This is a genomic window from Lysobacter sp. DMC97 (assembly GCF_056313745.1).
This window is the reverse complement of sequence record NZ_JBQUZR010000001.1, coordinates 446,347-465,813: the sequence shown is the minus strand read 5'-3', so window position 1 is coordinate 465,813 and position 19,467 is coordinate 446,347. Positions and strand designations below refer to the sequence as shown.

General features: G+C 71.1%; 14 protein-coding genes. 6 read left to right on the top strand and 8 right to left on the bottom strand.

The window, feature by feature from the left end; translation table 11 throughout:
* Window positions 1-14 precede the first annotated feature (14 nt).
* Window positions 15-539: a DUF1579 family protein gene (locus ACT53Q_RS01590; RefSeq protein WP_476184906.1), complete on the top strand. Its 525-nt coding sequence runs from the start codon at window positions 15-17 to the stop codon at window positions 537-539.
* Between the two features lie 21 nt (window positions 540-560).
* On the opposite strand, the gene xseA is transcribed toward ACT53Q_RS01590, so the two are convergent.
* A complete protein-coding gene (xseA, locus tag ACT53Q_RS01585) occupies window positions 561-1,910 on the bottom strand; it encodes an exodeoxyribonuclease VII large subunit (RefSeq protein ID WP_476184905.1) in 1,350 nt (449 codons plus the stop codon).
* A 162-nt stretch (window positions 1,911-2,072) separates the two neighbouring features.
* Between xseA and ispG the strand changes: the two genes are divergently transcribed.
* The 5 genes from ispG to ACT53Q_RS01560 all read left to right on the top strand — a co-directional run bounded on the left by ispG (window position 2,073) and on the right by ACT53Q_RS01560 (window position 10,957).
* Window positions 2,073-3,350: a flavodoxin-dependent (E)-4-hydroxy-3-methylbut-2-enyl-diphosphate synthase gene (ispG, locus tag ACT53Q_RS01580; RefSeq protein ID WP_476184904.1), complete on the top strand. Its 1,278-nt coding sequence runs from the start codon at window positions 2,073-2,075 to the stop codon at window positions 3,348-3,350.
* A 62-nt stretch (window positions 3,351-3,412) separates the two neighbouring features.
* The gene (locus ACT53Q_RS01575) at window positions 3,413-3,988 is read left to right on the top strand and encodes a phosphatase PAP2 family protein (RefSeq protein ID WP_476184903.1); all 576 of its coding nucleotides are present in this window, start codon (window positions 3,413-3,415) and stop codon (window positions 3,986-3,988) included.
* Window positions 3,989-4,161: 173 nt separating this feature from the next.
* Window positions 4,162-6,780: a S8 family serine peptidase gene (locus ACT53Q_RS01570; RefSeq protein ID WP_476184902.1), complete on the top strand. Its 2,619-nt coding sequence runs from the start codon at window positions 4,162-4,164 to the stop codon at window positions 6,778-6,780.
* Between the two features lie 209 nt (window positions 6,781-6,989).
* On the top strand, window positions 6,990-10,415 hold the full coding sequence (locus ACT53Q_RS01565) for a S8 family serine peptidase (protein ID WP_476184901.1): 3,426 nt from the start codon (window positions 6,990-6,992) through the stop codon (window positions 10,413-10,415).
* Between the two features lie 260 nt (window positions 10,416-10,675).
* Window positions 10,676-10,957, top strand: coding sequence for a hypothetical protein (locus tag ACT53Q_RS01560; RefSeq protein ID WP_476184900.1), 282 nt, complete (start codon window positions 10,676-10,678; stop codon window positions 10,955-10,957).
* 79 nt (window positions 10,958-11,036) lie between these two features.
* Here ACT53Q_RS01560 and ACT53Q_RS01555 read toward each other — a convergent pair whose 3' ends face one another.
* The 7 genes from ACT53Q_RS01555 to ACT53Q_RS01525 form a co-directional block, all read right to left on the bottom strand.
* Window positions 11,037-13,088: a M13 family metallopeptidase gene (locus tag ACT53Q_RS01555; protein WP_476184899.1), complete on the bottom strand. Its 2,052-nt coding sequence runs from the start codon at window positions 13,086-13,088 to the stop codon at window positions 11,037-11,039.
* 105 nt (window positions 13,089-13,193) lie between these two features.
* Window positions 13,194-13,853: a hypothetical protein gene (locus tag ACT53Q_RS01550; protein WP_476184898.1), complete on the bottom strand. Its 660-nt coding sequence runs from the start codon at window positions 13,851-13,853 to the stop codon at window positions 13,194-13,196.
* Between the two features lie 87 nt (window positions 13,854-13,940).
* Window positions 13,941-15,368, bottom strand: a complete 1,428-nt coding sequence (locus ACT53Q_RS01545) for a pectin acetylesterase-family hydrolase (protein WP_476184897.1) — start codon at window positions 15,366-15,368, stop codon at window positions 13,941-13,943.
* A 325-nt stretch (window positions 15,369-15,693) separates the two neighbouring features.
* Window positions 15,694-16,605: a DMT family transporter gene (locus ACT53Q_RS01540; RefSeq protein WP_476184896.1), complete on the bottom strand. Its 912-nt coding sequence runs from the start codon at window positions 16,603-16,605 to the stop codon at window positions 15,694-15,696.
* Entirely contained in the window at window positions 16,602-17,651 is a 1,050-nt protein-coding gene (murB, locus tag ACT53Q_RS01535) for a UDP-N-acetylmuramate dehydrogenase (protein ID WP_476184895.1), read from the bottom strand. The genes ACT53Q_RS01540 and murB overlap by 4 nt, the downstream gene beginning before the upstream one ends.
* Entirely contained in the window at window positions 17,648-18,709 is a 1,062-nt protein-coding gene (locus tag ACT53Q_RS01530) for a quinone-dependent dihydroorotate dehydrogenase (protein ID WP_476184894.1), read from the bottom strand. Before ACT53Q_RS01530 ends, murB begins: the two co-directional genes overlap by 4 nt.
* The gene (locus ACT53Q_RS01525) at window positions 18,709-19,461 is read right to left on the bottom strand and encodes a metallophosphoesterase family protein (protein WP_476184893.1); all 753 of its coding nucleotides are present in this window, start codon (window positions 19,459-19,461) and stop codon (window positions 18,709-18,711) included. The genes ACT53Q_RS01530 and ACT53Q_RS01525 overlap by 1 nt, the downstream gene beginning before the upstream one ends.
* Between the last annotated feature and the right edge of the window lie 6 nt (window positions 19,462-19,467).

Sequence of the window (19,467 nt, the reverse complement as noted above, 5' to 3'; positions counted from 1 at the left end):
GAAGTGCGATGCACGTGATCACCCGGACGGAGGGCGAGACCCTCGACATCGGCCGCCTCGACGAGGCGCCGCACCGCCGCCTGGCGCGCATGGTCGGCACCTGGGAAGGCGTCTGCCGGCTGTGGTTCGAGCGCGACATGCTGGCCGCCGAATCGGTCCAGCGCGGCACCTTGCGCTGCGTGCTCGGCGGCCGGTTCCTGCTGCACGAGTACGCATGGGACTTCGACGGCCGCCACTACGCCGGATTGGCGCTGCTGGGCCACGACGTCGATGCGCGGCGCTGGGAATGCGCGTGGGTCGACAGCTTCCACACCGGCACGACGATCCTGCACGCGCGGGCCGAACATGCCGACGACGCCGGGACCTTCGCGGTGCTCGGCGCCTACGGCGATGGTCGCCAGCCGACGGGGCCGGCCTGCCGCTGGCGGACCGCGATCGAGCAGCCGGACGACGACCGGCTGCGGATCGTGCTGACCAGCCTCACCTCGTCCGGCGACGAGATGCAGGCGATGGACGTGGATTACCGGCGCGTCGACTGAGCGCGACCGTCGCGGCGAGGCTCAGTCGTCGCCTTCGACCCGCAGCGCCAGCGTGCCGTCGCGCAGCCGCGCCTCCAGCCGGTCGCCCGGCCGGGCGTCGCCGACGCCGTGCACGAGGCGGCCGTCCTCGCGCAGCAGCAGCGCGTAACCGCGGGCGACCGTCGCCAGCGGGCTGACCGCCTCCAGCGAGCGCGCGAGTCCCTGCAACTGCAGGGCATGCCGCTGCAGCAGGCGCACGGTCGCCGCCTGCGGGCGCGGCGCCAGCGCCTGCAGGCGGTCGCGCAGCAGGGCGAGGCGCCGCTGCGGCCGCCCCGCGCGCAGCACCGCGGCGGCATGGCGCAGCCGCGCCTGGTGCTGGTGATCGTGCTGGCGCCAGGCGGCGTGCAGCCGGCGCAGGGCGTCGTCCTGGCGGCGGCGCAGCAGGTCGAGCCGCGCCTGCGGCCGCAGCGCGTGCAGGCGCAGGGCCGCGCGATCGGTGCGCTGCGCGGCGCGCTGCAGCGTGCGTTCGTGGGTGGCGTGCAGGCGCCGGGCCAGCGCGCGCAGGCGGGCGGCGAGGTCAGCGCGATCGGGCACCAGCAGTTCGGCCGCCACCGACGGCGTCGGCGCACGCAGGTCGGCAGCGAAATCGGCGAGGGTGACGTCGACCTCGTGGCCCACCGCCGACACCACCGGGATCGGCGAGGCGGCGATCGCCCGCGCCAGCGCCTCGTCGTTGAACGCCCACAGGTCTTCCAGCGAACCGCCGCCGCGGGTGACCAGCAGCGCGTCGTGGCGACCGGCGCGACCGGCGGCCTGCAGCATGCGCACGATCTGCGCCGCCGCGGTCTCGCCCTGCACCGGCACCGGCAGGATCTCCACCTCCACCAGCGGGAAACGCCGGCGCAACACGCTCAGCACGTCGCGCACCGCCGCGCCCGAGGGCGAGGTCAGCACGCCCAGCCGGCGCACGTGCGCCGGCAGCGGCCGCTTGCGCGTCTGGTCGAACAGCCCTTCCGCCTGCAGTTTCGCCTTCAGCTGCTCGAACGCGCGCCGCAGCGCGCCTTCGCCCGCTTCTTCCAGCGTGTCGAGGATCAGCTGGTAGTCGCCGCGCGCCTCGTACAGCGTCAGCCGGCCGCGCGCGAGCACGCGCAGGCCCTCGCGCGGCACGAACGACAGCCACTGGCTCTTGGGCTTGAACAGCGCGCACCGCACCTGGGCGCGGGCATCCTTCAGGGTGAAGTACAGGTGCCCCGACGACGGCCGCGAGAGGTTGCCCAGTTCGCCTTCGACCCAGACCAGCGGGAAGGCGTCCTCCAGCAGGTTGCGGGCGAGGGCGTTCAGCTGGCTGGGCGTGTACGGCGTGCGGTCGGCGGGGGCGGGCGGGACGGACATCCGCCACAGGATACGGGAACCCGTCGCGCCGGCCGAGACGCCATGAACTCGCGGTGTGGCAGAGCGGCCTTCAGGCCGCTGCTTTGGCTTCATGGTCCAAAAGCAGCGGCCTGAAGGCCGCTCTACCGAGCCCGGCGCAGCGGGGGCGGGTAGAATTCGGCCATGTCCGACCAGCTCCCGCCCTGCCGCGACGATGCGGCGCCCGCGTACGGCCCCGCTTCGCGCCGTTCCACCCGCCAGGTCCACATCGGCAAGGTCGCCGTCGGCGGCGCCGCGCCGGTGGTCGTGCAGTCGATGACCAACACCGATACCGCCGACGTCGCCGGCACGGCGAAGCAGATCGCCGAACTCTGGCGCGCCGGTTCCGAACTCGTGCGGGTGACGGTGAACAATCCCGAATCCGCCGCCGCGGTGCCGCGCATCGTCGACAAGCTGGCGATGATGGGCATCGAGGTCCCGATCATCGGCGACTTCCACTACAACGGGCACCAGCTGCTCTCCGCAGAGCCGGCCTGCGCCGAGGCGCTGGCGAAGTACCGCATCAACCCGGGCAACGTCGGCTTCGGCAAGAAGCGGGACAGCCAGTTCGCACAGCTGATCGAGTTCGCGATCCGGTACGGCAAGCCGGTGCGGATCGGCGCCAACTGGGGCTCGCTGGACCAGTCGCTGGCCGCGCAACTGATGGACGAGAACGCGCGCCGCGCCGATCCGTGGGACGCCGGCCGCGTGCTGCGCGAGGCGCTGATCCGCTCCGCCGTCGATTCCGCCGAACGCGCGGTCGAGCTGGGGCTGGCGCGCGAGAAGATCGTGCTCAGCGCCAAGGTCAGCGGCGTGCAGGAACTGATCGCGGTGTACCGCGACCTCGCGCGGCGTTCGGATTTCGCGCTGCACCTCGGCCTGACCGAGGCCGGCATCGGCAGCAAGGGCATCGTCGCGTCCAGCGCCGCGCTCGCGGTGCTGCTGCAGGAAGGCATCGGCGACACCATCCGCATCTCGCTCACGCCCGAACCGGGCGCGTCGCGCACGCAGGAAGTCGTGGTCGCGCAGGAACTGCTGCAGACGCTGGGCCTGCGCGCGTTCACGCCGATGGTCACCGCCTGCCCGGGCTGCGGCCGCACCACCAGCACGTTCTTCCAGGAACTCGCGCAGACGGTGCAGGAACACGTCCGCGCGAAGATGCCGGAGTGGAAGATCACCCGCCCCGGCGCAGAGAACCTCACGCTCGCGGTGATGGGCTGCGTGGTGAACGGACCGGGCGAATCGCGCCACGCCAACATCGGCATCTCGCTGCCCGGCACGGGCGAGGCGCCGGCCGCGCCGGTGTTCATCGACGGCGAGAAGACCGTGACCCTGCGCGGCGACGGCATCGCGCAGGCGTTCGTCGGCATCATCGACGACTACGTCGACCGCACCTACGGCGCCGTGCTGCGCCCGGAATGAACGCCGCCTTGGCGGGCGGTCCGCGCGGGCGCGCCGCGATCGCGTGCGGGAGCGCGCTGGGGGTGTTCGTGTTGTGCGCCGTGGCGATGCGGACCGGCCTCGCGCGCGACGCGGACGACGCGCTGCTTCGCTGGGCGCATGCGCAGGCGACGCCCGCGCTCGAGACCGTCGCCCGCTGGCTGGCCGTCGTCGGCTACCGCGGCGGCGTGATCCCGTTCGACGCGCTGCTGGTCGCCGCGCTCGCGATGCGCCGGCGCTGGCGGTCGGCGACGTACGCTGCCGTGGCGCTCGGTGGCGGGCTGCTGCTGAACAAGGGGCTGAAGCTGTTGTTCGCGCGGCCGCGCCCGGCCGTCGACTGGTCGGCGGCGACGCTGCCGGCCACGTTCTCGTTCCCCAGCGGCCATGCGATGGCGACCGCTACGCTGGCGACGGTGCTGACCGCGCTCGCCTGGCGGTCGCGCGGGCGCTGGCCGGTGTGTGCGATCGCCTGGGGCTTCGCGCTGTCGGTCGCCGCATCGCGGCTGGTGCTCGGCGTGCACTTCCCCAGTGACGTGCTGGCGGGGCTGGCGATCGGCATCGCCTGGGCCAGCGCGACGTGGTGGGCGATGGCGAGCGGCCGGGGCGCGGCCACGGCCTGATCGCCTCGCGGACCCGGCCGTCGATCGGCCGGGACACGCGGCAAACCGCGTACACTCCGGGCATCGCGACGGGCGCTGCCCGCGATTCGCGATCCAGCCCCCCGCCCGGACGCGGGAACGACGCCGGGGGCGTCGTGCGGGCCGCAACGAACGAACCGGCGTCGAGGGCCAACATGAGCACAACGAAATTCCAGAAGGGCGTCCTGCTGTCCGCGGCCGCGGTCGCCGCCGTCGCGGCGGCCGCCGCGACCACGTCTTCCCTGTCCTTCCGCGGCGCGCGCCTGGCCGTGCCGGCCGCGAGCCGCGCACCGGCGACGTCGCCGCTGGCGACGGCGGTGTCCGCGCAACTGTCGGGCGGCCGCGGCTGGTCGTACGACATCGGCGATCTGCCCGGCGCGCCGCCGGCGGTCGCGCCCAAGGCCGGCCGCCCGAACGCCCGCGCGACCTACACGGTGCTGTTCGAGGAGGAGCCGCTGGCCAGCTACCGCGGCGGCGTCGCCGGCCTGGCGATGCCCAAGCGCATGGTCTCGCCCGGCGGCCGCGAGCGTCTGGACGTGAAGAGCGCCAGCGCCGTCGCCTACGTCGACTACCTGCAGGGCCGCCAGCGCACGATGGAGCAGCGCATCGGCCAGACGCTGGGCACGCCGCTGCCGGTGCGCCTGCGCATGCAGCACGCGCTCAACGGCATCGTGGTCGACATGACGCCCGCCCAGGCGGCGCGCGTGGCGCGGATGCCCGGCGTTAAGCTGGTCGAAGCCAATCGCGACGAGAAACAGGCGACGGACGTGGGCCCGACCTTCATCGGCGCGGTGCCGGTGTGGAACGGGCAGGCCCCGGCCGGCAGCAGCAACCATCGCGGCGAAGGCATGGTCGTCGGCATCATCGACTCGGGCATCAACTTCGGTGCGCCGTCGTTCGCCGCCACCGGTCCGGTCGACGGCTACGTCCACGCCAATCCGTTCGGCAGCGGCGTCTACGCGGGCACCTGCGCCACCGGCGGCGTCGACGTCGGCCGCTGCAACAGCAAGCTGATCGGCGGCTACGACTTCGTCTGCAACGCGCCCGGCAACAAGTGCGGCGTGGCCAACGTGCGCGAGGAGCCCGGTTTCGGCGACACCAACGGCCACGGCAGCCACGTCGCCTCCACCTCGGCGGGCAACACCCGCGACGTGACCTACGAGGGCGCGTCGCTGCGCATCTCCGGCGTGGCGCCGCACGCCAACATCATCGCCTACGACGTCTGCTACACCGACACGACGTCCGGTCAGGGCCTGTGCCCGAGCACGTCCTCCGCGGCGGCGGTGAACCAGGCCATCGCCAACGGCGTGGTCGACGCGCTCAACTTCTCGATCGGCGGCGGCACCAACCCGTGGTCCGACAGCGTGTCGCTGGCGTTCCTCAACGCTGCCGACGCCGGTATCTATGTCGCGGCGGCCGCGGGCAACGACGGCCCCACCGCCGGCAGCGTCAGCCACAACGAGCCGTGGGTGTCGACGACGGCCGCGGTGCAGCACGGCCGCGGTGCGTTCTCGGTGCTGTTCTCGGCGACCGGCCCGGCACCGGTGCCGGCGAACGTCACCGGCATCATCGCCTCGCAGGGCAGCGGCGGCGTCGCCTTCGGCGCCACCATCCCGGCCACCACGCCGCTGCGCATCAGTTCCGGCATCGACACCGCCAGCGACGGCTGCGCGGCCTTCCCGGCGAACACCTTCAGCGGCGCGATCGCCATCGTCCGCCGCGGCAGCTGCAACTTCACGACCAAGGCCAGCAACGCCGCCGCCGCCGGTGCGGTCGCGGTCATCATCGCCAACAACCAGACGGGCACGGTCATTCCCTCGGTCCCGGGGGCCACGATCCCCGTGTTCTCGGTCACCCAGGCCGACGGCAACGCCATCCGCGACTTCGGCGTGGCCCATCCGTCGAACGCCACCGCGCAGTTGCCGTATCCGCCGGTGGGCCTCCCGAACACGCCGGACGTGCTGGCCGGGTTCAGTTCGCGTGGCCCCAGTGGTTACGAACTGATCAAGCCCGACATCGCGGCGCCGGGCGTGGCGATCCTCGCCGCCGTCTCGGGCACCACGCTGACCGGCTCGGAGCAGGCCATCGAGATCCTCGACGGCACGTCGATGGCGTCGCCGCACAACGCCGGCGCGGCGCTGCTGGTGCGCCAGGTCCATCCGGACTGGACGCCGATGGAGACCAAGTCGGCGCTGATGATGACCTCGACCGACCAGGTCTACATGGAAGACTCGGTGACGCTGGCCGATCCGAACAACCGCGGCTCGGGCCGCATCCGCGTCGACCGCGCGGTCAACGCCGGCCTCGTCCTCAACGAGACCAAGGCCAACTTCCAGGCCGCGAACCCGAGCAGCGGCGGCAGCACGGTCGGCCTGAACCTGCCGGCCCTGGTCGACATGACCTGCAACCCGCCGTCGTGCACCTTCACCCGGACGTTCCGCAACACCCGCACCTACGGCGCGCTGTGGGCGGTCTCGGTGCAGGGCCTGACCGCCACCGCGCCGACGCTGGTCTGGTTCCCGGCCGGCGCCACGCTGCCGGTGACGGTCACCGTCGACGCCACCCAGCTGCCCGCCGACGGCAACTGGCATTTCGGCAAGCTGGTGATGTACGAGATGTTCACCGGCCGGATGACCGACCTGTCCTCGGAGCTGCACCTGCCGATCGGCGTGATCCGGACCGTGGCGTTCGCGTCGCAGCCGTTCTATCCGGGCATTTCGCAAGTCGCCGGCGGCCTGTCCGTCACGCAGCGCCGGCCCGCCGGCCAGCGTTGACCGCAGGCGGGCACGGCCGCTGCCGTGCCCGCCGCGGCGTTGTCTTCCAAGTCCCGCGCGGCAGCACTAGCTGCTGCGTTGCGAAAAGCCCTAGACTCCGGACACTGCCCGCGGTCGCTCGGGGGCAGGCCGCGCTGGGGCGCGGATCGCGTTGCAGGGGGGAAGCGTCCGGCTTCCTTGCGCCAGTCGATCACACCGGGGAACCCAACATGCCGATTTCGAGAAAGTGGGGCATCGCCATCGCGCTCTGCGCGGTCGCGGCGCTCGCCAGCGCCGCGTCGTGGCGCGAAATGCTCGCCCGCCCGGGTCGCGCCGCGCCCGTCGCGCCGCGCGCCGATGCCGCCGCCGTGCCGCAACGCGCGTTCACGATGGTGCCGACGTCGCGCTATCCGGTGATCGAGCAATTCAACGCCGGCAGCGGCGACATCCGCACGCCGGCGCACGCCGCAAAGGCGGCGCTGCGCGGCGATCGCGGCACCTACCTGGTGCTGTTCACCGACGCCCCGCTGGCCGCCTACAAGGGCGAAGTGGCCGGGATCCCGATCGCGCAGACGAAGGTCGGCGTGCTCGGCCGTCCGCGCCTGGACGTCAAGAGCCAGGCCGCGCAGGAATACGTGGGTTACCTGCAGCGCAAGCAGCAGCAGATGGAGCGCCGGATGTCCGGCCTGATCCAGCGCCCGCTGCAGGTGCGCCGCCGCATGCAGCACGCGGTCAACGGCATCGTCGCCGACATGACCTCCGCCGAGGCCGCGCGCGTCGGTGCCATGAGCGGCGTGCGCCTGGTCGAGGCCTACCGCGAATACAGGATGGACACCGACGTCGGCCCGACGCTGATCGGTGCGCCGACCGTCTGGGCCGGCACGGCCGGTGAACCCGGCGGTGCGCCGGGCGTGAAGGGCGAAGGCATGGTCATCGCCATGCTCGACTCCGGCGTCAACTTCGGTGCCCCGTCGTTCGCCGCCACCGACCCGGTCGACGGCTACGTCCACGTCAACCCGCTGGGCGACGGCAACTACCTCGGCACCTGCGCCGCGGGCGGCGTCGATGCCGGCCGCTGCAACAGCAAGCTGATCGGCGGCTACGACTTCGTCTGCGGCGCCCCGGGCAACACCTGCGGCACCGCGAACGTGCGCGAGGAGCCGGGCTTCGGCGACACCAACGGCCATGGCAGCCACACCGCCTCGACCGCCGCCGGCAACCGCCGCGACGTGGTCTTCAGCGGCGCGCCGCTGCGCATCTCCGGCGTGGCCCCGCGCGCGAACATCATCGCCTACGACATCTGCTACACGAACACGAGCACCGGCCAGGGCCTGTGCCCGAACGTTTCGGCGGTGGCGGCGATCAACCAGGCCATCGCCGACGGCATCGTCGACGCGATCAACTACTCGATCGGCGGCGGTACCGCGCCGTGGACCGAGTCGGTGTCGCAGGCGTTCCTCAGCGCCACCGACGCCGGCATCTACGTCGCCGCCTCGGCCGGCAACAGCGGCCCGGCCGCATCCACGCTGGGCCACGTCGAACCGTGGGTCGCCACCACGGCGGCCGCGCAGCATGGCCGCGGCGGTTTCGCCATCCTGATGCAGGTCACCGGCCCGGCGCCGGTCCCGGCCAACCTCCAGCCGGTGACGATGAACGAAGGCACCGGCGGCACCGCGCTGTCGGCGACGATCCCGGGCACCACGCCGCTGATCGTCAGCCCCGGCTACGACACCACCAGCGACGCGTGCGCGGCTTTCCCGGCGAACACGTTCGCCGGCGGCATCGCCCTCGTGCGCCGCGGCACCTGCAGCTTCGCGATCAAGGTCAACAACGCCGCGGCCGCCGGTGCGGTCGCGGTGGTCATCGCCAACAATGCGGCCGGTGGCCTGATCCCGTCCGTGCCGGCCACGACCGTCCCGACCTTCGCCGTGCTCCAGACCGACGGCACTGCGCTGCGCAACTTCGGCCTGGCCAATCCGGGCGTCACCACGGCGCAGATCACCTTCCCGGCGGTCGGCCTGCCGAACACGCCGGATGCGCTCGGCGCGTTCAGCTCGCGCGGCCCGGTGTCCGGCTTCGACCTGATCAAGCCCGACGTCACCGCGCCCGGCGTGCAGATCCTCGCCGCGGTCTCCGGCACGGCGCTGACCGGTTCCGAGAATGCGCTGGCCCTGTACGACGGCACCTCGATGGCCACGCCGCACCATGCCGGTGCCGCGCTGCTGGTCCGCCAGGCGCGTCCGACGTGGACCGTCGCCGAGGTGAAGTCGGCGCTGATGATGACCTCGACCGAGCAGGTGCTGCTGGAAGACCAGGTCACCCCGGCGAATCCGTACGCCCGCGGCGCGGGCCGCATCCGCATCGACCGCGCCGTCCGCGCCGGTCTGGTGCTGGACGAGACGACCGCGCGCTTCCAGGCCGCCAACCCGGCCAGCAGCGGCGATCCGTCTGCGCTCAACCTCGCCAGCCTGGCCAACGGCCGCTGCTTCCCGATCTGCGAGTTCACCCGCACCTTCCGCAACCCGGGCACGAGCGGCACGCTCTGGCGCGTGACGCTGGAAGGCGTGCCGGGTGCGCCGAGCACCCCGCTGCTGTGGGTGCCGGCCGGCCAGACCCGTTCGGTCAAGTTCACGATCTTCTCGTGGCTGATCCCGGCCGACGGCGCGTGGAACTTCGGTCGCGTCAGCCTGATGCCGCGCCTCACCGGCGGCGTGGTCGATCCCACCGCCGAGCTGCATCTCCCGGTCGCCGTCGCGGTTCCGCCGCCGGTGGTCAACGTGGTCAGCCCGGCCAGCGGCACGGCGCAGACCGGCGGTACGGTCGATGCGGCGTTCACCATCGGCAATGCCGGCGGTTCGGCGCTGAACTACACCGTCGAAACCACCGGGCAGGGTGCGGCCAGCGTCTACAACGCGACCCGCGGTGCGGTGAGCTCGGGCTTCCGCAACACCATCTACACCGACCCGGCCACGGCCGGCAGCGCGGCCCAGTTCGCGGCCGACGACTTCGACGTGATCGAGTCGACCAAGCTGACCACCGTGACCGCCGACGGCTTCGTGGTCAGCGGCTCGGCCCTCAGCGCGGTGGCGACGAACCTCACGTGGAGCATCTACCCCGATGCCGCGGGCCTGCCGGCGGGCAATCCGCAGTCGGCCGCCGCAGCCGCGCTGTGGACCTACACCGCGTCGCCGACCGCCGCCGGCGTCAGCACCGACGCGGCCGGCACCATCCGCCTCGATCTGGTCGCCGCCGGGCAGAACGTCACGCTGCCGCCCGGCAAGTACTGGCTGGTCGTGAACACCCGCAGCACCTTCGCCAACCGCTGGGCGCACTTCGGCTCGGCCACGGGCAACGGTTCGTTCGCCACGATCACGGTCGCCACCAACGGCACCGGCGCGTGGGCCACGAACACCGCGTTCGCCGGCCTGTCGATCCAGGTCCGCGGCCTGGTGAACTGCGGTGCGCCGTGGATCGGTGCACCGTTCCCGGCGTCGGGTTCGCTGTTCCCGACCGAGACCCGCACGCACCACTCGATCCTCTCGGCGGCGTCGCTCGCGGCCGCGACCTATCGCGCGAACGTGTGCATCGCCAGCAACGATCCGGTGACGCCGCGTACGGCGGTGCCGGTGGTGCTGACGGTCACCAACCCGCCGTAAGCGAGGCGCATCGCGATCGATCGCAACGATCGCGAGCGCGATCGACGAGAGAGAAGATCGATCGCAGGTGATCGCGCGTGATCCCGACGGGGCCCGGACATCCGGGCCCCGTTCTTTTTGAGGTCCCCGCGCGCGCATGTCGCGGGCGATCGCATGCGCGCGTCGCGCGAAGCCGGCCGCGTCGATGGCCGGGATGCGTCGCGTCCGTCGTTGTCTGCCGTATCGCGGACCCCGGAGGTCCGCACGCCACGAGCCTTCCGATGACCGACCCTTCGACGGACGACGCCCGCGGCGACGTCGCCGCATTCCTGCGCGAGCGCCTCGCGCGCGGCGACGCCTGCCTGCGTGCGGGCAACGCCCGCGGCGCGATCGTCTGGTACGAAAGCGCACTGGCCGCGCAGCGGCGGGGCGACGACGCGGGCGACCTGCGCGAGCTGCTGCACGCGCTGTGGCACAACAAGGCGATCGCGCACCAGCAGCTGCGCGAACTCGTGCCGGCGCAGGAAGCCGCGCTGTACGCGGAGCGCCTGTCGCGGCGATGACGCCCGCCGGACACGACACGGCCGCCCTGCGGCGGCCGTGTCGGTCGATCATCGTGTCGCCGGCGATGCCGGCGTCGCGTCACCAGATGCGCACGCGCTGCTCCGGCGGCAGGTAGAGCTTGTCGCCGGGCTTCACGTCGAACGCGGCGTACCACTCGTCGAGGTTCCGCAGCGGCCCGTTGATGCGGTACTGCGGCGGCGAATGCGGATCGGTCTTCAGCTGCGTCACCAGCGCCTCGTCGCGGTATTTCGCCTTCCACACCTGTGCCCACGCCAGGAAGAAGCGCTGGTCGCCGGTCAGGCCGTCGATCACCGGCGCCGGCTTGCCGCCGAGGCTGAGCGTGTAGGCGGTGTAGGCCATCGACAGGCCGCCGAGGTCGCCGATGTTCTCGCCCATCGTCAGCTGGCCGTTCACGCACTGCTTCTCGATCGGGCAGTAGCCGTCGTACTGCGCGCCCAGCGCCTTGGTGCGCGCGTCGAAGCGGGCGCGGTCCTCGTCGGTCCACCAGTTGCGCTGGATGCCGGACGCGTCCGACTTCGAGCCCTGGTCGTCGAAGCCGTGGCCCATCTCGTGGCCGATCACGCCGCCGATGCCGCCGTAGTTCACCGCAGGATCGGCGTTCACGTCGAAGAACGGCGGCTGCAGGATCGCCGCCGGGAACACGATCTCGTTGAACGAGGCGTTGTAGTAGGCATTGACCGTCTGCGGCGTCATGAACCACTCGTCGCGGTCCGGCTTGCGGCCGAGGCGGGCGATCTGGTCGTCGCGGTTGTACTTGCGCAGCGCCGCCATGTTCGCCATCAGGTCGCCCGGCACGATCTTCACGCTGCCGTAGTCGCGCCACTTCTTCGGATAGCCGATCTTCGGATTGAAGGTCTCCAGCTTGTGGTAGGCCTCGGCCTTGGTGGCGTCGCCCATCCAGTCGAGGCCGGCGATGTTCCGGCGCAGCGCCGCGCGCAGGTTCGCGACCAGCGCGTCCATCGCGGCCTTCGCCTCGGGCTTGAAGTGGCGGGCCACGTACAGCTTGCCGACCGCGTCGCCCAGGCCCATGCGGCCACCCACCAGCGCGACACCGCGCTTCCAGGTGTCCTTCTGCGCCTTCTGGCCGTTGAGCACCTTGCCGGTGAACGCGAACGCCGCCTCGTCGATCTCGGTGCTCAGCAGCGGCGCCTGGTTGCGCACGGCGTGGAAGGTCAGGTAATCGCGCCACGTCGCCAGCGGCGTCTGCTGCGTGATCGCCAGCACCGGCGCGATCGCGCTGGGCGTGACCACGTTGACGTCGCCGGGATGGGCGATGCCCTCGGCCGCGAAATGCGTGGCCCAGTCGTAGCCGGGGAATTCCGACTGCAGCTGCGCGAACGTGCGCAGGTTGTAGGTCTTGTCGCGGTCGCGCAGTTGCGCGCGATCCCAGTGCTGCTTCGCCAGCTCGGTTTCCAGCGCCAGGATCGCCGCGGCGCGCGGTTTCGCGTCGGCGGCCGGCACGCCGGCGAAGCCGAGCATGGTCGCGATGTGGTCGAGGTAGGCCTCGCGGATCTTCACGAAGCGCGGCTCGGCGCTGAGGTAGAAGTCCTTGTCCGGCAGGCCGAGGCCGCCGACGCCGAGGTTGACCAGGTAGCGGTCGGGATTCTTGCGGTCGACCGCGATGCCGACGCCGACCGGCGCTTCGGTGCCGTCGAGATCGGCGCGGCCGAAGGCGTCGGTCAGCGCCTTGTACGAATCGATCTTCGCGATCCGGTCCAGGGTCGGGCGCAGCGGCGCGATGCCGGCGGCATCGCGTGCGGCGGTGTCCATGTAGCTGGCGTAGAGGTCGCGGATCTTGCGTGCTTCGCTGCCGGGCTTGAGGTCGGTGCGCGCCTGCAGGCCCTCGACGATCTCGCGCGTCTGCAGTTCGGCGCGGTCGGCCAGCGCATTGAACGACCCGAAGCGGGTCTCGTAGTCCTTGAGCTGGTAGGTGTCGAGCCAGTGGCCGTTGGCGTAGCGGGCGAAGTCGTCACCGGGCTTCGCCGCGGGATCGCGGTTCTGCAGCTCGATGCCGAAGGTGCCGAGCTGCGGCGTGCGCGCGTCGTCGGCGAAGCCCGCCGGCGTGAAAGAGGCCAAGGCGAGGCTCAGGGAAAGCAGGGTCTTGTTCATGCGGCGTCCGGAAAAACGGTCGAACCCGCAGGGTAGGGCGTGGCGTCGCGGCGGCCAGTGCCGAAGGTCGGGGGCGGAGGGCGTGCGAAACCAGGGCGTGCGGGATCAGGGTGTCGGAGGTGCCGGCGCGGGCACCTGCACCGGCGTGCGGTAGATGGTCTCGCGCGCTTCCTGCAGGCGCAGGCGGAGGTAGTCGTCGCGACTGAGGCCGCCGGGATAGCTCGGCATCGCCAGCACCTCGGAGACGATCCGCGCCTCGGCGGCCTTGTAGGCCTGGAAGTGCGCGTCCTGCTTCTGCTGGGCGAGGAAGGCGGCCTGGCGTTCCGCGGTCTGCTTGCGATAGCGGTCGACCACTTCCTGCGACTGCGCGACGCGCTGCATCTCGTCCTTCACGGCGGCGTGGATCAGGCCGATGCGCAGCATCATCGCTTCGTCCGCGGACATTTCGCGGTTCTGTTCGCGCTGGTCGATCTCGCGGCTGAGGGCCTGCGCCCGCCGCATCCGGGTCTGGTCGTCCAGCTTGGGCGCATCGCGCAGGAACGTGCGGGTCTCGTTCTCGAAGGCGAGGCGGGCCTGGTAGGCGCGGGCCTCGGGCGTCGACGCGAGCGTCGTGGCGGGCGCGGGGGCGGCCGCGGCGGGGGGCTTGGCCGGTGTCGCGGCGAGCTCGCGGTCGACCGCTTCCTGCTTGATGCGGACGGAGATCACGATGGCGAGGGTCGCCATCGCGGCCAGGCCGAGACCGACATGGACCAGGCGGATTTTCATGGAAGGATTCAGTCCCGCGGAACGCGCCGCACGGCGCAGGCATAGGCTACACCGGACGGGCCTGTGCGGGCCCGTCCGGCGCGGGGCTCAGACCAGCTGGTCGACGAGCCAGTACAGCAGGTTGAAGGGCTTGGCGCGGTCGGCCGCGTCGCTGGTCTCGGACGCGTCCAGCACGTTGCCCGAGCCGACCATCACGCTGTCGATGAAGTTGCGCAGTTCCAGGCTCATGGTCTGGATGTCGCCGTTCTTGAAATCGACGATCGTGGTGCAGTGGCTTTCATTGAGCGCGCGGTACTGCGGGAAGTAGCCGCCGAAGTTGCCCAGGCCGTTCAGGCGATCGCGCAGGCGGGCGGTGTCCGTGCCCCAGCGGGCGTGGATCAGCGCTTCCTTGGTCGCCTGGTCCGGCGCGTTCGCGATGTCGGAGAAGAACCGCTCGTAGGAATACGACGAGTAGTTCAGGTCCTGCCAGAAGTGCGTCTGGCCCATGCGGTCGCCCGGGTACTTCGCCGACAGCGCGTTGTACAGCGTGCCGAGCTGGTTCTGGTCGAGCTGGGGCAGGCTGGCGGCCATGTACGACAGCGGGCCGTTCGCGCGCGACAGGCCCCAGGCCTGGCGGATATGGTTCTGCAGCGGCACCTGCGGCCACACCTGCGGGTCGCCGTTCACCGGCGCGTCGAAGATCGGGCCGGAGTCGTTGATCAGGAAGCCGCGGGTCGGTGCCATGTCGCGACGCAGCGTGGCGTAGTTGGTGAGGCTGCCGGCGCCGCCGGCGCTGCAGCCGGTGGACAGCATCTGGGTCGGCCGCGGCAGGTTGTCCTTCAGCCAGCCCACCACCGCGCGGACGTTGCGCACGCCGTTGTGGTGCCACACCAGCGGCGTGTGCGCGCCGGTGGGATCGGGATACACCGCGACCTTGTCGCCGCTGTAGATGTCGCCGGTGCAGTAGGGCACGTAGATCATGTTCCACTGCTGCGTCTTCACCGATTCGAACGGGCTGATGCGGGTGACGAACGGGCTGACCAGGCTGGCGCCCGGATTCAGCAGGCTCATGTAGTCGTCAGGGATGCCGTTGGGATTGCGCGCACCGCGGATGCCGCTCTGGCCGCTGCAACTGGCGTAATCCCAGCAGGCGCCGCCGCCTTCCATGTAGATGATGGTGTTGCGCGTGTTGGCGACGCGGTTGACGAAGAACTTGTACGGCGAACCGTTGCCGCAGATGGCGCCGGTTTCCGGGGCCAGCTGCACGGTCTGCCACTCTTCGTAGCGGCCCGGGCTGAAGCCGTCGGTGAAGCCGGACGGATTGGCCAGCAGCGGGTAATTGCCGGTGCGCTGCGCGGCAGTCACCTTATTGTCCGCCTTGGGCGGCGAGATCAGGTTGACGAAGGTTTCCCAGGCGGTGTAATCGCCCTCCTCGGCGTGCGAGGGCGCGGCGACCAGCATGCCGGACAGCGCGGTGACGAGCGCTGCGGCCAGGGTGGCACGCTGTCGCGGAAGTGTGGATCGTGGTGCGGTCATGCTCCGATGCTCCTTTTCGGTTTGGGACGGCAAAACGTTGGAATGATGTGGGATTGCGTTGCGGCGACGTCCCCTGTGCCGTGCCGCGCGGTCCGCGTGTCGCGAACCGTCGCGCCGGTGTACAACGCCGGCATGACCGGGTCAATGCGCGCCGCGGCAATCCAACGGCGAATGCAACATCCGGCGGCCATCCTGCATTCGTTTGCGAAGCACGAAACGCGATCGTTTGAATCGCGCGCGACGATCGTTGCATGGTCGTTCGACGGTCGTTCGAAGGCGATGAGACACGCATGCGACACGCATGCAGCGGACGTCTGCCGCGGCCTCATTCGCCGGGTTTTGCCGCCTCCACCGGCGCGTGCGTGCCCGCCGTGCGCGCCAGTCGCGCCTCGCGATGCGCGATGTAGGCATTGGCGACGAAGATGATCCCCGCGCCGGTTGCGGTCCAGCGATCCACCGGTTCCTGGAACAGCAGCCACCCGGCCGCCGCCACCAGCGGCAACTGCATGAAGCTGATCGGCGTCAGTGCCGACACGTCGCCGAGCTTCAGCGCGCGCGTCCACAGCATGTGGCCGCCGGTGCCGAGGAAACCCGCGGCGACCACCCACACCCAGGCGATGCCTTCCGGCCAGCGCCACACGGCGAGCGCCGGCAGCAGCGACATCGGCACCCACAGCGACGTGGTGAAGACGACGATGCGATCGGCGGGATCGACCTTCGACAGCTGCTTGATCTGGATCGACACCACGCCGCTGAGCACCGCCGCGGTCAGCGCCACCAGCGTGCCCGCGCTGAACCCGTCCGTGCCCGGGCGCACGATCACCAGCACGCCGACGAAGCCCAGCGCCACCGCGGCCCAGCGTCGCGTGCGCACCTGCTCGTGCAGGAACAGCACCGCGGCGATGGTCACGAAGATCGGCGTCGAATACGACAGCGCCACTGCCTGCGCGAGCGGCAGGTGGCCGATGGCCCAGAAGCCGGCCATCATCGAGATCACGCCGACGGTGCAGCGGAACAGGTAGCGCGGCCACTGCGTGGTGTGCAGCAGGTCGGGGCCGTGGCGCACCACCAGCGGCAGCGCGGCCACGAGGCCGAACAGATTGCGGAAGAACGCGATCTCGAACGTGTGCAGCGTCGCCGATGCAAGCCGGATCGCGATCGTCATCAAGCCGAACAATAGGGTGCTGCCGAGCATCAGCAGCGCAGCGCGCAGGTGCGGTGTCTGCGCGCCGGTCACCAGACGGCGCCGACGAGGCGCGGCTCCGGTTCGATCGCCACGCCGAAACGTGTCTGCACGCCGGCGGCGATGCGCCGCGCAAGCGCGAGCAGTTCGGCGCCGGTGGCGCGGCCGTGGTTCACCAGCACCAGTGCGTGGCGATCGGAGACGCCGGCATCGCCGGAGCCGTCCTCGCTGCGCGCGCCCTTCCAGCCGTCCTGCTCGATCAGCCACGCGGCCGACAGCTTGCGCGTGTCCGCTGCGTCGCCGCGGAACACCGGCAGGCCCGGATGCAGGATCTGCAGCGCCTCGGCCTGGCCGGCGGGCACGATCGGATTCTTGAAGAAGCTGCCGGCGTTGCCGACGACGGCGGGATCGGGCAGCTTGCGCCGGCGCAGGCGGATCACCGCCTCGGCCACGTCGCGCACGCCGGGCTTCGCCACGCCCATCGCCTTGAGTTCGTCGCCGATGCCGGCGTAGTCGAGCTTCAGCGCATCGTCCGGCAGCGTCGATGCGCGCGGGAGTCCGAATTCCACCGCCACGATCAGCCAGCGGTCGAGGTCGCGCTTGAACGCGCTGTCGCGATAGGCGAACGCGCAGTCCGCGTGCGTGAAGCGGCGCAGCCCGCCGTCGATGCGATCAAAGGCTTCCACTGCGCAGATGCGCTCGCCGGCTTCCACGCCGTAGGCGCCGATGTTCTGGATCGGCGCGGCGCCGACGGTGCCGGGGATCAGCGCGAGGTTTTCCAGTCCGGCGAGGCCCTGTTCGAGCGTCCACAGCACGAACGCGTGCCATTCGACGCCGGCCTCGGCGCGGACGACGGCGCGGTCGTCGTGGTCTTCGATCACGCGGATCGTCTCGCCGCCGAAGCGCAGCGCCACGCGCGGGTTCTCGACGATCAGCAGGTTGCTGCCGCCGCCGATCACCAGCGGCAGCGTGCCGCGCAGGGTGTCGTCGAACAGTGCCGGCAGGTCGGCGGGATCGTCGGTGTCCAGCAGCGCACCGGCGTGCGCGTCGAGGCCGAAGGTGTTGCGCAGCGGCGCGCGCTCGGTGATGCGGACGGTCATGTCGTCGGGGGCAGGTGGCCGCGGCTGGGCGCTTCCTTGCGGCGGCGGATGGCGTCGACGCATTCGTGGATCAGCGCCGGGCCGCGGTAGATCAGGCCGGTGTAGCACTGCACGAGGCTGGCGCCGGCGGCCATCTTCTTCACCGCGTCGGCGCCGGTGAGGATGCCGCCCACGCCGACGATCGGAATCTGCTCCGGCAGCCGCGTGCGCAGCCTGCGCAGGACGGCGGTCGACTTCGCCATCAGCGGTTCGCCCGACAGCCCGCCGGCTTCCTTCGAGAGTGGATGCTGGTGCACGGCGATGCGCGACACCGTGGTGTTGGTCGCGATCACGCCGTCGACCTGCATTTCGCCGAGCACGCGCGCGGTGACGTCGATGTCCTCGTCGGCGAGGTCAGGCGCGACCTTCACCAGCATCGGCACGCGGCGTCCGTGGCGTGTCCACAGCCGCTCCTGTGCCTCGCGCAGGTGGCCGATCAGGCGCCGCAACTGCTGTTCTTCCTGCAATTCGCGCAGGCCGGCGGTGTTCGGCGACGAAATGTTGATCGTCACGTAGTCGGCCAGCGGATACACCTTCTCGAAGCAGCGCAGGTAGTCGACCGACGCGTCCTCGTTCGGCGTGTCCTTGTTCTTGCCGATGTTGATGCCGAGCTTGCCGTCGCCCTTGCGCTTGGCCTTCTCGACGTTGCGCACCAGCGCGTCCACGCCTTCGTTGTTGAAGCCGAGGCGATTGATGATCGCCTTGTGTTCCGGCAGGCGGAACATGCGCGGCTTGGGATTGCCCGGCTGCGGCTTCGGCGTGACCGTGCCGATCTCGACGAAGCCGAACCCCAGCGCGAACAGCGCATCGATGTGCGCGCCGTTCTTGTCCAGCCCGGCAGCGAGACCGACCGGGTTCGGGAAGGTCATGTTCATGACCTTCACCGGGAACGCAGGCGTGCCGCGCGACAGCAGCGGGTTCATGCCCGTGCGGTACGCGGTCTCCAGCATCGACAGGCCGAGCGTGTGCGCACGCTCGGCGTCCATCCGGAACAGCAGGGTGCGGGCGAGTCCGTACATCAGGATTCCTTGCAGGGCAGGACGCGGCCGGTCCGCAAGGCATGGGCCCAGTCGGGGCGCCGGTGTCCCGCAGCGAGGGCCGCGGCGGCCTCGTGGTCGTACGCGACGGCGACCGATTCTGCCTGCCAGACGCCGGCGACGCGCTCGATCACGGCGTAGCGGGCACGCGGGTCGTCGTTCTCGACGTCGTGCGGGTACGGCACGTCCATGTGATACGCCTGCAGGCCGACGCTTCCCGGATTGACGACCAGCGTGCCGCTCGAGAGCCGTGCGATCCGCGGCACATGCGTATGCCCGCAGAGGATTACGGCGGCGGTGCAATCGCCGATCCGTTCGGCGATTTCCTCCTCGGTCGCGGCGCGCAGGCCATCCGGTTCGACGGTCTCCAGGAAGTACTCCAGATCGTCGCGCGGCGTGCCGTGGCACAGGAACACCTCGTCGTCCAGGGCGCGCGCGGCCGGCAGTCGCGCCAGCCAGTCGAGATGCGTCGCCTGCAGCTCGGCGTAGGCATGGGCGTCGGATTCGCCCATGCGCTCCGGTGGCGTTTCCAGCAACTGCCGTTCGTGGTTGCCGCGAATCGTCGTCAGATCCAGCGACATCAGCAGGTCCGCCGTTTCTGCCGGCTGCAGTGGCCCGGAGAGGATGTCGCCGAGATTCACGACCAGATCGCAACCGCGGCGACGGATGTCGGCGAGCACCGCCGACAGTGCGTCGAGATTGCCGTGGACGTCCGAGATGGCCGCGATTCGCATCTGGTC

Coding starts and splice junctions, on each gene's coding strand:
- ACT53Q_RS01525 (WP_476184893.1), bottom strand. CDS start 19,461: ATGCGAATCGCGGCCATCTCGGACGTCCACGGCAATCTCGACGCACTG.
- ACT53Q_RS01555 (WP_476184899.1), bottom strand. CDS start 13,088: ATGAACAAGACCCTGCTTTCCCTGAGCCTCGCCTTGGCCTCTTTCACG.
- ACT53Q_RS01550 (WP_476184898.1), bottom strand. CDS start 13,853: ATGAAAATCCGCCTGGTCCATGTCGGTCTCGGCCTGGCCGCGATGGCG.
- ACT53Q_RS01545 (WP_476184897.1), bottom strand. CDS start 15,368: ATGACCGCACCACGATCCACACTTCCGCGACAGCGTGCCACCCTGGCC.
- ACT53Q_RS01570 (WP_476184902.1), top strand. CDS start 4,162: ATGAGCACAACGAAATTCCAGAAGGGCGTCCTGCTGTCCGCGGCCGCG.
- ACT53Q_RS01565 (WP_476184901.1), top strand. CDS start 6,990: ATGCCGATTTCGAGAAAGTGGGGCATCGCCATCGCGCTCTGCGCGGTC.
- ispG (WP_476184904.1), top strand. CDS start 2,073: ATGTCCGACCAGCTCCCGCCCTGCCGCGACGATGCGGCGCCCGCGTAC.
- murB (WP_476184895.1), bottom strand. CDS start 17,651: ATGACCGTCCGCATCACCGAGCGCGCGCCGCTGCGCAACACCTTCGGC.
- xseA (WP_476184905.1), bottom strand. CDS start 1,910: ATGTCCGTCCCGCCCGCCCCCGCCGACCGCACGCCGTACACGCCCAGC.
- ACT53Q_RS01530 (WP_476184894.1), bottom strand. CDS start 18,709: ATGTACGGACTCGCCCGCACCCTGCTGTTCCGGATGGACGCCGAGCGT.
- ACT53Q_RS01560 (WP_476184900.1), top strand. CDS start 10,676: ATGACCGACCCTTCGACGGACGACGCCCGCGGCGACGTCGCCGCATTC.